The following is a 12,486-nucleotide window of genomic DNA, read 5'->3' on the forward strand; positions in this document are numbered from 1 at the left end:
AATGCCTTCAAGAATACCAGACAGCCCTTATCCAGATCACCGTCAATTGTTAGGCTGATTATGCTTACTTTTGATCATAAGTTCTACTTCGATTTATTGTATATCTGCTACGGGTTCTCCGATCAGAAATGTTAATTTTCCTGATAATACACCTAGCTCTGCGGGTGTCTCCAAATAAATTTCGCCATCCATATCCGCAGGCATCGGTTGAGCAGTAGTTAATGTGGCTTTTGTAGTGCGAATATAATCAATATTACTGTATTGTGGATTCCAGACTTCTTCTGTTTTGCGACTTACCAATTCACGTAGTAAAGGTAATCCTGCTTCACGAATAATCAGCACATCTAACAGACCATCTTCAAGCGAGCTTGCTGGAAAGGGTAACGGATTCGTTCCCAAAAAGCGTCCATTGGCTACATAGATCATAATCGCTTCCCCGTCGCTTTCTCCTTCATCATGAGTCAAATGAAACGTAAACGGTTCAGCAGTACGTACAGTCTGTAATGTACTAAGAAAATAACTGATTTTACCGAAAGCGCCTTTCAGATCAGGATTGATATTTTGCGACGTTTCCGCGATCAATCCAATACCATAAAAGTTCGTAAAGTATTGTCCATTCACCGTTCCAATATCAATCGTACGTGTATAGCGTTCATTCAGTACTTCTGCCGCTTTGGCCATTTGTTGAGGCATCATCAGTGCGCGCGAGAAATCATTACATGTACCACCTGGCAATACACCTATAACCGGCGGATGATCCAGTAATGCTAATCCGTTAATACATTCATGCACTGTACCATCTCCACCTAGAATATAGACAACATCGTATTGTTCTCCTAATTCTTTGCATAGCTGTTGTGCTTCACCCGGTTGATCTGTTCGGCGTACATTCAATTCAGATAATGCTAACGACAAAATACTCAAAGCCGTTCCTAGTAATTCTGGAGTTAGCGAACCTGCATGTCCGTTATAAATAAGTAGCCCTTTGTTATACATAAAAGTACCCCCATGATTGGAGCATAAGATACTTATTCATACCCTTGTTTGACTACCTTTTAAACGATTAACAGACAAATACGTACATTTCTCTTGCTTGGCTACGATAACATACGAAAAGCTTGAGAATTCTGCCTTTTTTGAAGTTTATTGATTAAATTTTACGTTTTATTAGGATTGAAAAGAAATGTATGATATTATTTATATAGGTAACTTATCTTTTTTAGTACAATTGTGCTCTTTAGATATTGTTGAATAGTTCGATCGGTTCGCTTGTTTATGAAATAATATTCATAACGTGTAGCGCTTATGGAATTACTCAATAATCTTACCTAATAATTTGAGAAAGAGGATTGTGTATGCCGAGAAAACACCGCAAATTAACTCCCGTCCAATTGCTCGCCAAATTCATTTTCATTACAACTGGTGCTGTAATGATGGCAGTAGCCCTCGAAATTTTCCTTATTCCGAACACCGTGATTGACGGAGGAATAACAGGGATTTCAATTATTTTGTCTGAAGTGACTCCTGTTCCATTAGGTCTCTTTATCTTTATTATTAACGTTCCCTTTCTGATTATCGGTTATAAACAGATCGGTAAAACGTTTGCCTTTTCTACTTTATACGGAATTACAGTCATGTCGTTGATGACTGCATATTTACATCATATACCTGCACTGACAGATGATAAGATTCTAGCCAGTATGTTTGGTGGAGTTATTCTTGGATTCGGAATCGGTCTGGTTATCCGCTTTGGGGGATCGCTGGATGGTACAGAGATTGTAGCAATTTTGCTTTCCAAACGTTTCCATATGCCTGTAGGACAAATCGTTATGATTATTAACGTATTTATCTTTGCCGTTGCTGGTTTTGTATTCGGTTGGGATTCAGCAATGTTCTCGATCTTTACGTATTATATCGCAGCCAAAGTGATGGATATTGTTGTCGAAGGTTTGGAAGAATCCAAATCGGTTACGATCATTTCTTCAGAGTACGAAGAAATCTCGCAAGCGATTGTGGACCGTCTGGGAAGAAGTACAACTTTCATGTACGCTAAAGGCGGCTATTCCAAAGAAGATACACAAATGATCTATTGCGTTGTAACTCGTCTCGAACTTGCCAAGTTACGTACGATTGTACAAGATATCGACCCTTCTGCTTTCCTTGCCATTGAGCATGTGTCAGAAGTTATCGGTGGTAACTTTGAGAAGAAAAATATTCACTAATTGATGATATCAAAAGCCTCTCTGCACTACGACAGAGAGGCTTTTTTTGTTATTTCTAACTTATCTACTATTGTATCCCAACTTAAAAAGAACGATCTATATCCCTACAAATAGGAATGCAGATCGTTCTTTTATGTTAATTATTTCTTTGTTGTTCTAATTGCTGAACTTTATCTTCTAATATACGGATTCGCTTGTGATGACGATAAGCAATCGGAGTAACTGCTACAATACAGATCAAAATTACGCCTAAGATCATAACAATATCCTCCATACCATTAAAATTAATTCGCTATTTTCACCTGTCCGGTAAATTGGCTATTATACAAGTCTGCATAGAACCCTTCTTGTGCTAACAATTCAATATGCGTTCCGGTCTCAATCACTTTACCATGATTCATCACTAGAATCAGATCGGCTTCACGAATCGTAGACAGACGGTGGGCAATTACAAAGTTCGTACGCCCTTCCATCAATGTATTCATCGCTTGTTGAATCAATACTTCTGTCCGCGTATCCACACTACTGGTCGCCTCATCTAGAATCAGAATCGCAGGATCAGCCAGAATAGCACGCGCGATCGTCAGCAATTGCTTTTGACCTTGTGAAATATTAGATGCTTCTTCATTCAGCACTGTATCATACCCATCCGGCAAAGTACGGATAAAGTGATCAGCACGCGCGGCTTCAGAAGCTCGTACAATCTCTTCTTCTGTGGCATCTTCACGTCCATACGCAATATTATCCCGAATACTTCCACCAAACAGCCAGGTGTCCTGTAATACCATTCCAAATAGACTGTGTAGTTCAGCACGCGATAATTCGCGGATATTTTGACCATCTATCGTAATCTGACCGTTATTCAATTCATAGAAGCGCATTAACAGATTGATCAATGTTGTTTTCCCTGCTCCTGTCGGCCCTACAATCGCAACCGTCTGTCCGGCACGCACATGAATATTCATATCGTCTATAAGCAGTTCATCTTTTTTATAACCAAAAGCGACATGCTCAAATGTTACATCACCACGTACAGGACGAGCAATCGTAGTTATCGCTTGATCTTCTTCTTCCTGCTCATCCATAATTTCAAATACGCGCTCTGCTGAAGCAATAGTCGATTGAATAATATTAGAAATGTTCGCAAGCTGGGTGATCGGTTGCGAGAATTGACGCGCATACTGGATAAATGCTTGTACTCCACCGATACCGACTGTACCGCGGGTCACCATAATACCACCCACTACACAGATAAGCACATAACCGATATTACTGATAAACGACATCAACGGCATAATCGTACCGGAAATATATTGCGCTTTCCAACCCGATTCATACAGTTTTTCATTAAGCTCATCGAATTGGGCTAAAGACTGCTTTTCCCGTCCAAAAGCTTTGACAACACGATGTCCGGTATACATTTCTTCGACATGTCCATTCAGATCACCAAGTGATGCTTGTTGTCCAGCAAAATGTTTTTGCGAACGCTTCGCCACTACAATTGTAACGAGTAGACTCAGTGGAATCGTCAAAATAGTAATCAATGTTAGCAATGGACTGATAGTAAGCATCATTACAATAACACCGACCAGTGTTACGATCGAAGTAATCAACTGGGTTAGACTTTGTTGTAACGTATTACTGATATTATCTACATCATTCGTTACCCGGCTTAGCACTTCACCATGAGACTGTTGATCATAGTAACGAAGCGGTAGACGGGATAATTTGCTTTTAACATCTTTACGCATCTCATAGACTGTATTCTGCGCTACACCTGACATAAAGTATTGCTGAAAATAAGCAAATAACGAACTGAACAAATACAATCCAGCCAAAATCATCAATAAATCTATAATATATCTGAAATTAATAGCAGTTCCGCCGGTGACGCTGTTAAATAATTCATCTGTCGCCATTCCCATAATACGCGGAGCCACAATACTGAATAACGTACTGAGTACCGCAGCAATTAGCACAACAAGTAATTGCATCCGATAAGGGCGAAGATATGATAATAATCTTCTTAATGTACCTTTAAAATCTTTAGGCTTTTCACCTGGCAAAGACATCCGTGGTGGGCCACCCATCTGTCCGGCTTGTGGTCGTTGTGGAGGTTTTGGTTTTTGCTCTTCACTCATGCGATCTCCTCCTCCGACAGTTGCGAAGACACAATCTCACGATAAACTTCGCTACTTTCTAACAATTCACGATGTGTGCCTCTACCGACAATTTTGCCATCTTCCAGCACAAGAATTTGATCTGCATCCATTACTGTACTGACACGCTGAGCGATCATCAATACCGCTGCATCGGTTGTTTCGGCTTTGAGCGCTGCGCGTAATTTAGAATCCGTTTTGAAATCAAGTGCTGAGAAACTATCATCAAAAATATACAATTCAGGCTTACGTACCAATGCACGAGCGATTGACAACCGTTGCTTCTGTCCACCCGATACATTCGATCCACCCTGTGCAATCACAGAATCATATCCATTTTTCATTTCGCTAATAAAATCAGATGCTTGCGCAATCGTAGCCGCATGCTTCATTTCTTCATCGGTCGCCTGTTCATATCCATAACGAATATTTTCAGCTATTGTTCCTGTAAAAAGTAATGCTTTTTGTGGCACATAGCCGATTTTCGCACGCAGTGATGCTTGATCACGCTCCCGAATATCGATCCCATCGACTAGAATCTGTCCACTTTCTACATCGTAAAAGCGCGGAATTAGATTCACCAGTGTTGATTTGCCTGAGCCGGTTCCACCGATAATCGCTGTGACTTCACCGCTTTTGGCTTGAAATGAAATCTGTTCTAGCGCAGGCTGTTCTGCTCCTGGATAACGGAAAGTCACATTATCAAAAATCACACTTCCCCGTCGTTCCTGAATAGTAGAACTTACAGGATGCTCAGGATCTTCAATCTCTGGTTTCATTTGCAATACTTCATTAATACGTGTTGCAGAAGCAGAAGCTCTCGGCACCATAACGAAGATTACAGATAACATTAAGAATGAAAATAAAATCTGAGTCGCATACTGAATAAATGCCATCAGATCACCGACTTGCATATCTCCATAACTAATCCGTACACTACCGAATCCAATAATCGCAATAATCGAGAAATTCAAAACAAGCATCATTACAGGCATCATCAATGCCATTAATTTATTAACCGAAATAGCAGTATCCGCTAGATCACGACTAGCTCCATCGAACCGTTTGCTTTCATACGTATCCCGATTAAATGCACGAATAACACGCAATCCGGTTAAATTTTCACGCATAACCATATTTAAGCGATCCAATTTACTTTGTAATGCTTTGAACAGTGGCATCCCTTTGCGAGCAATACTGAAAATAGCTAGCCCTAACAACGGAATCACAATAACGAAAATAAGCGATAACTCTGCATCTTTGGAGATTGCCATAATCAGACCGCCAAGCATCATAAGCGGTGCCATGACCATCATCCGTAACATCATCGTTAGCACTTGTTGAAGTTGTGTAATATCATTGGTCGTACGGGTAATTAACGAAGCTGTACCGATACGATCAAATTCTTGTAACGAAAAATTTTCGACATGCGAAAACACACGACTGCGTAGATCGCGACCAAATCCGATCGAAATTTTGGCTGAAAAGTAACTAGCCGCGATGGAACATAACATTCCACCTGCGGCAAAGAGTAACATATATAAGCCAATCCGCAAAATATAAGCTGTGTTCCCTGCCGCAATACCAGTATCTACAATATCAGCCATCAATGTAGGCAGGAACAATTCTGACATCGTTTGCAAAAATACCAACAGCAGAACCAGACCGATTCCACCGTAATACGGTCGAAGCTGTCCTAGCAGTTTGGTCATTACTCTGCATCCCCTTTATGTTCTGGTTCCGCAGGTTCAAATACTCGTTCTTGGAAATAAGAAAAGACGCGACCTAATAATTCAGTCAATTTGCGACTATCTTCTTCTCCTAGATAATCGACCAATCCTTCAAATGACGTTTTGAAAACAGCAAGGGACTGCTCCATAATCGCTGCACCTTTATCCGTCAATGTCACACGTACAGCACGACGATCGCTTTGATCCATATTGCGCTCGACCAATCCATCGTTTTCCATTCCTTTGATCAATTGAGTAACCGTTGGAGAAGTTACTCGAAGTAGACGACTCAGTTCAGAAACTTGCATCCCGCAACTAATCGAGTCTGCTTTGTTACCTATACAGATCAAAGCCATAATTTCACTTGGTTTATATCCCGCTACTGGCTTTTGACGCCAATCTGCTTTACGAAAAAGACGAAATGCACGTAATAACTCTTCACCCATCGGTGATATTCCTTCAAACTTCAAATCTTCTTCCACCATTTATTCACCTCAACGTAAAATCCTATTATTTAGCCATACTAATTATTAGGTTAACTAATTTTAAATCTGTATGCACACCTTGTCAATGTTTATAACCCCATATACTTTTAATTATATACACTTTTCGTAATAATCCTACATTTAATTCTTTATTTTAAGGTAATCTATCCTATTTATATTTATATGGTAAATAATGTTATATTTCTAATTGACTGCTGACTTCAAAGCCTGCTCGTAATTTGGAGATCAATTCCTGCATTTTCACAAAATCTTCTTCCTCGAACTTGGAAGTCAGCGCAATCATAAGCCCTACATATCCTTCTACATTTTGCTCCACAAATCGCATTCCTTTTTCAGTCAGTTGTACCGAAGTACGGCGGCGATCTTTGGCATCATGGATACGTTTGACCCAACCTTCGGATTCTAGTCCATCAACCAGTCCTGTAATCGTTCCACGAGTCACCTGTGCTCGATCTGCTAATTCCGAAGGCAACAGACTATGATTCGTATCCGCATACAAGATGCATAACATCATAATTTTGCCCCGCGATAATCCCATTCCTGCAAAACGTGCATCCATACTTTTAAAAATTTCTTCAGCTGTACGAATAAATTGAATCGTTGTTTTCACCGATTGAGCAGCTGGTGTATGTTCAGGTATTCCTGTTAATTTCATAAAAGTCTGACTTAATACCTCTGAAATCTCCAACTTCACACCTATCACTCCTTATTCTTAACAATTTTTTAATCTTTTTTGCATAAAAATGTAAAGTTAAATCATTTGATTACGATAAACAGTAGTATAGGTTTGCAAATACTTGCGAACTATTCATATATAAAGGAGGACTCTAACTGATGAGCAGTAATCCGTTTGACCAACGCCGTCTGCTACAAACTGGGATCTGTAGTTTGATGGCTGTCTTGTTACTACTACCACCGCTTCCTACACACGCATCTGAATTAGCAAGACATGCGCAGAACGGTCAGGATACATTTCTAGGTGGAACATATATCGAACTAGGCGTTTCAAGTAGCGGTACACTTGGCACAGCTAGCGATAGCCCATCTGGTTTTCATCCCGGGGCAATAAGACGTAATATCGGTATGAATGTAGACAAAGACGGTTATGATTTTGGCAAAGATATGACCAGTGGTGATTATGTCTTGCCTGGAAGCCCTTCAGAAGGTTTTGTAGTAGGTTACAAACCATCTGTAACTTCCAAATCTCCGTTGACGTTTGTGAATGAAGAACAAAGTGGAAGTATTGATATTCCAAGTACTACGCAAGACTTATCTACAGATGAACAATTAATCGCTCAAACATCTGGTAACACATCTGATCAAGCTATCGCCGTACAACAAAACATTTCTTTTAAACCAGGAGATGCTTTCTTTAAAACAACGATCACACTCAAAAATAACAGCGTTACAGATTCCGTATACGATGTTCATTATATGCGCTTTCTTGATCCCGATATTGATGCTGATCTTCATGAAGACAACAGCACGATTAACTGGGTGCCTTCTAACCCACCTCAAGATGCCGAGGCGATCGCTGCGGCAATTGGTAATGCTAGCGATAATATATTCATGTATGTGGCACAAGATCCACGTGCTCAAGCTTCTGTTGGATTCAGCCGTAATCCTTATATCGAACCTGCATTTCAAACAGATGGTGGGAAGCATATTGCAGCCAATCTAACCGATGATTGGTTAACCCTGACATTCAATGCAGGCGATCTAGAGCCCGGTGGTACTACCGAGTTAGTATTTTATAGTAGTCTAGATTCTGATATGAATGGTGCACTAGCACAGATCAGAGAAGATTATGCAGCCGATACACTGGCTGTGCCTTCTGAAATTACTTTGACAGGCGATACGATTGCATGGAATGTCGCTGAAGGTACTACAGCAGGTGTATTAACCACTTCTACTCAAAATCCAAAAGTACAAGATACGTTTACGTACAGTCTGGTTAGTGGAGAGGGAAGTAGTGCTAACGATTATTTTACAATTCAAGATAATCAGGTCAAAACAACCAAAGCACTTACACGCGGAGTGACCAGCTATCCGATTCGTGTATTAGCAACAGGAAGTAATGGAAGCACGTTAGAGCAAGCATTTGTAATCCATGCTACTGCACCTGATATGGGCACAGATCTTGCTTCATTATCTATTGAAAATGGAGCTTTAACACCTTCATTCTCACCTGAAAATACAGCCTATGCTGTAACGTTGCCTGATGGAACCACGCAGACTACAGTCAAAGCAAGCGTGTATGATCCAGATGCGTCGCTTATCATTAATGGCGTAACGGTCACAGACAGTGTATATGCAGAAGAACCAGTGACACTTGATCCAGGTCTGACTACTATTACACTTGAAGTGCATGGCAAAAATGGAATTTCCAAATTTTATAAGGTTCAGGTATCTTCTAATTCGACACTTCCACCTGTAGTACCTGTTGACTCTACTCAACCTGTTCAACCTGTACCACAAGTGCCAACACCATCTCCAACAACAGATACGTATGAAGGGTTACCTGTATCTCCACCACTGGTGATTACAGCACCATTTGTACCTGTGGCTCCGACAGAACCATTACCGGATCCGAATATGGTGACTGGTGGAGGCGGTGGCGGTGGAGCAAGTGGCGCATCGGCTTTGGATGATAATCCGATCTACGATGAATTAGCTAATGCAGCTACCGGCACAGCAACGAATAAAAATACAGATTCAGCTACCAAAACGCCGACCAAGTCGACAACTAATGTCAAAGCAAGTAGTTATATTCAAGGTTATCCTGATGGCACATTCCGTCCCGATCAGAAAGTCACTCGTGCGGAATTATCTGTTATGTTAGAACGTGCACTTGCGATCCAAAATGCAACCACGCCAACAGCAACAAGCAGTACAGACTTTAAAGATGTACCTGCTTCATACTGGGCAGCTTCCAGTATCCAAAGTATTGAAGGAAGCGGTTGGTTACAAGGGTATCCAGGTGGCAATTTCAAACCTGCTCAACCAATGACACGTGCAGAGCTGGCAACTTTAATTGCTCGCTGGCAAGGACTTAATACAACGTCTACAGCATCTTTACCAGCAGATGTACAAGGACATTGGGCAGCAAATACGATCAGCGAAGTGATTCAATCGGGATGGATGAAAGGTTATCCTGACGGTCAATTTTACCCGAATCAAGCAGTGAGTCGGGCTGAGATCGTAACTGTATTGAATCGTGTACTTGGTGAAAATACGTCTTCTACAGATTCCATCGCAAGTAGCTGGAAAGATGTAACCCCTGGACACTGGGCGTATAGTGAAATTACCAAAGCTTCACAGAAATAAAAAGATAAGGCTATGATATAAAGTTGTACGCTAATACCCCTGCACAGTTGCGAAATCCACTGTACAGGGGTATTTTTTTGAACTTTTTTCTCTTTGATTATGTTATTGGTGATATATACTTACAGAGAATCATTACGCCATTCTGTCGGTAGCAATTGATAATAAGGGCGTTGCAAAAAGCGATCATCTACCAGCATCAACAATCCTCTATCTTCTTCTGTCCGAATCAGCCGTCCACCCGCTTGGAGTACTTTATTCATTCCCGGATAAACATACGCATAATCGAATCCATTGAACCCTGCCTGACTGAAATGCTCACGAATCAATTCTCGCTCCGGCCCAATCTGTGGTAACCCGACACCGACAATAATAACGCCTGTTAGTCGATCCCCTGCTAGATCGATCCCTTCACTAAATATTCCACCCATTACAGCAAACCCTGTTAATGTACGTGGATTATCACTTTGAAAAGCTTGAAGAAAACGATCCCGTTCGTCTTCTGCCATACCGGACTGCTGAATCAACACATCTGTATCTACATGTAAGGTCTCAAAAATATCAATCACATCTTGCATATACTGATACGAAGGGAAAAAAGCTAAATAATTACCCGGGCGATCATTAATCAATTGAGCAAGGACATTCGCCAGTTCAGTTCGGGTACGCTCCCGATCCCGATAACGTGTCGATAACGGCACAATCTGTACTTCCAATTGTTCGCGCGAAAAAGGAGAAGCAATCGAAATATTATAATCTTCTTCCTCTGCCCCTAACATATCGCGATAATACCGAATCGGAGATAATGTCGCAGAAAAGTGAATCACCGAGCGATATCCTTTGGCTGTCTGACGAAGTTGTAATGAAGGATCAATACAGAACATCCGCAAATACACATCACTACCTTGTACTTCTGCATAGGTCATATGACTTTCCATATCATACAGTCGCCCAATCCGTAGAAACGCTTGTACCGCAAAATACGTTTCAAGCAACAATTGGATATCCCCCTGATCGCCTTGCTCTAACAATGTCACTTCTGCTCGAATTACAAACTCTTCTAATAGAGGGAAAATTTCTTCCGGTGCTTGTTGTCGCTGGATTAACTTGCCATCTTCGCCTTGCTTGCGTAACCGAATAAAATACGCATTAATCGCACTGGCAATTTTGGCTAATGATTCTGCCGAGTCTTTATAATCTCTTTTCAAATCCAGAAAAGCTGATTTATTTAATGCCGCTGAAAACATATTACGTCCACGATCGACCAAATTATGGGCTTCATCGACTAATAAAATCGTTTTTTTGCGCATGTCATCAGAAAGACGCTTGAACGATACTTTTGGATCAAATACATAGTTATAATCGCAGATGACAGCATCTGACGCATACGAAGCATCGATCGATAATTCAAACGGACACAGATGATGCTTTTGTGCATATTGTTCAATCACAGAGCGAGTCATCAACGTCTCATTGCTCATCATATCGAGAATCGCACCATTGATCCGGTCATAATACCCTTCGGTATATTCGCAGTTGTCCCGTCCACCTGTACTGTTTGCAGAGCAGAAACACACTTTGTCTTTGGCGGTAATCGTCACGCCATGTAGATTCAAGCCACTGTTTTCCATCCGTTGCAATGCTTCTTCGGCATTGGCTCTGGTGACTGTCTTCGCGGTCACATACATGAGTCGTTCTGCTTGCTCGCTACCGATCGATTTAATCGCTGGAAATAAAGTCGAAATCGTTTTCCCAGTTCCTGTCGGCGCTTCCGCAAATAGATTCAGCTTTTCACCGATCGTTTTGTAGACAGCTCCTGCAAATTTACGCTGACCGGATCGATACCCGGCAAAAGGAAACGCTAACTGTTCAATACTATCGTTACGCTTCTGACGATGCTTGGCGATCATTTCTGCATAAGGTGCATATTCAGCAACCGTATATTGTGCAAACTGTTGTAGTTGTTCGCGGGTCTGAATGCGTTCTAGCTTGGTCTCTTTCCCACTGCTTTTGTGTACATATGTTAATTGAACCCTCACCTGATCTAAATGCCGATCTTCTGCAAGAATATAGCCATACATCTGCGCTTGCGCCCAGTGGACTTCCCGCCCGTCTCCAATATCTTCTGCTGAGATCGAAGTCGACTTGATCTCATCGACAGTAAGCAGTCCTTGTTCATCGACCCATAATCCATCACAACGTCCTTCGATCCGAAACAGTAGATCATGATAAGGAATTTCTGTTTTGAGATGAACTTCTTTTTCCCCGTGTTCACCATATCCTTCTTGAATCTGTTTGTGGATACGTGTCCCTTCTTGCATCGACTGGGCTACGCGGAAGCCTGATTCGATACTGCCTGTCCGATACACATATTCCACCAAAGTCCGTACTGAAATATCGATAACGGTCGTCATCTTCCGCACCTTCTCTCTCTATTTGTTATTTCTTTGATTGTTGAGTTTGCTGAGTAAGCATCATTTCTATTGTACTGTAATCTCTTTATTTTACCAAAAGATTGGAATGACTCTATACAGATTGGTAGTAA

The 12,486-nt window shown here is 41.2% G+C and carries 9 protein-coding genes; 2 read left to right on the forward strand and 7 right to left on the reverse strand.

Features of this window, described 5'->3' with window-relative positions; all coding sequences use genetic code 11:
• Nucleotides 1–93: 93 nt before the first annotated feature.
• Nucleotides 94–996 carry a diacylglycerol/lipid kinase family protein gene (locus PQ456_RS20840; protein WP_273613924.1) on the reverse strand — a complete coding sequence of 301 codons (903 nt, stop codon included), beginning with the start codon at nt 994–996 and terminating at the stop codon, nt 94–96.
• Between the two features lie 359 nt (nt 997–1,355).
• Here PQ456_RS20840 and PQ456_RS20845 point away from each other — a divergent pair, with 359 nt between their 5' ends.
• Nucleotides 1,356–2,222 (forward strand): YitT family protein, encoded by an 867-nt coding sequence (locus PQ456_RS20845; RefSeq protein WP_273613925.1) that lies wholly within the window; start codon nt 1,356–1,358, stop codon nt 2,220–2,222.
• 136 nt (nt 2,223–2,358) lie between these two features.
• On the opposite strand, the gene PQ456_RS20850 is transcribed toward PQ456_RS20845, so the two are convergent.
• The 5 genes from PQ456_RS20850 to PQ456_RS20870 all read right to left on the reverse strand — a co-directional run bounded on the left by PQ456_RS20850 (nt 2,359) and on the right by PQ456_RS20870 (nt 7,311).
• Nucleotides 2,359–2,481: a hypothetical protein gene (locus PQ456_RS20850; protein ID WP_273613926.1), complete on the reverse strand. Its 123-nt coding sequence runs from the start codon at nt 2,479–2,481 to the stop codon at nt 2,359–2,361.
• 25 nt (nt 2,482–2,506) lie between these two features.
• Entirely contained in the window at nt 2,507–4,363 is a 1,857-nt protein-coding gene (locus tag PQ456_RS20855) for an ABC transporter ATP-binding protein (protein WP_273613927.1), read from the reverse strand.
• Complete coding sequence (locus PQ456_RS20860; protein WP_273613928.1) at nt 4,360–6,093, reverse strand: ABC transporter ATP-binding protein; 1,734 nt, start codon at nt 6,091–6,093, stop codon at nt 4,360–4,362. The genes PQ456_RS20855 and PQ456_RS20860 overlap by 4 nt, the downstream gene beginning before the upstream one ends.
• Nucleotides 6,093–6,593 carry a MarR family winged helix-turn-helix transcriptional regulator gene (locus PQ456_RS20865; RefSeq protein WP_273613929.1) on the reverse strand — a complete coding sequence of 167 codons (501 nt, stop codon included), beginning with the start codon at nt 6,591–6,593 and terminating at the stop codon, nt 6,093–6,095. Before PQ456_RS20865 ends, PQ456_RS20860 begins: the two co-directional genes overlap by 1 nt.
• Nucleotides 6,594–6,792: 199 nt before the next feature.
• Entirely contained in the window at nt 6,793–7,311 is a 519-nt protein-coding gene (locus PQ456_RS20870; RefSeq protein WP_273613930.1) for a MarR family winged helix-turn-helix transcriptional regulator, read from the reverse strand.
• A gap of 140 nt (nt 7,312–7,451) precedes the next feature.
• Here PQ456_RS20870 and PQ456_RS20875 point away from each other — a divergent pair, with 140 nt between their 5' ends.
• Complete coding sequence (locus PQ456_RS20875; RefSeq protein WP_273613931.1) at nt 7,452–9,944, forward strand: S-layer homology domain-containing protein; 2,493 nt, start codon at nt 7,452–7,454, stop codon at nt 9,942–9,944.
• Nucleotides 9,945–10,063: 119 nt separating this feature from the next.
• Here the strand turns inward: PQ456_RS20875 and PQ456_RS20880 are convergent, their stop codons facing one another.
• Complete coding sequence (locus PQ456_RS20880) at nt 10,064–12,355, reverse strand: helicase C-terminal domain-containing protein (protein WP_273613932.1); 2,292 nt, start codon at nt 12,353–12,355, stop codon at nt 10,064–10,066.
• Between the last annotated feature and the right edge of the window lie 131 nt (nt 12,356–12,486).

This window comes from Paenibacillus kyungheensis, from assembly GCF_028606985.1.
Classification (GTDB): Bacteria; Bacillota; Bacilli; order Paenibacillales; family Paenibacillaceae; genus Saccharibacillus; species Saccharibacillus kyungheensis.

Bases quoted from the DNA above. Each gene is read 5' to 3' on its own strand.
- PQ456_RS20840 (WP_273613924.1), bottom strand. From the start codon at position 996: ATGTATAACAAAGGGCTACTTATTTATAACGGACATGCAGGTTCGCTA.
- PQ456_RS20845 (WP_273613925.1), top strand. From the start codon at position 1,356: ATGCCGAGAAAACACCGCAAATTAACTCCCGTCCAATTGCTCGCCAAA.
- PQ456_RS20850 (WP_273613926.1), bottom strand. From the start codon at position 2,481: ATGATCTTAGGCGTAATTTTGATCTGTATTGTAGCAGTTACTCCGATT.
- PQ456_RS20855 (WP_273613927.1), bottom strand. From the start codon at position 4,363: ATGAGTGAAGAGCAAAAACCAAAACCTCCACAACGACCACAAGCCGGA.
- PQ456_RS20860 (WP_273613928.1), bottom strand. From the start codon at position 6,093: ATGACCAAACTGCTAGGACAGCTTCGACCGTATTACGGTGGAATCGGT.
- PQ456_RS20875 (WP_273613931.1), top strand. From the start codon at position 7,452: ATGAGCAGTAATCCGTTTGACCAACGCCGTCTGCTACAAACTGGGATC.
- PQ456_RS20880 (WP_273613932.1), bottom strand. From the start codon at position 12,355: ATGACGACCGTTATCGATATTTCAGTACGGACTTTGGTGGAATATGTG.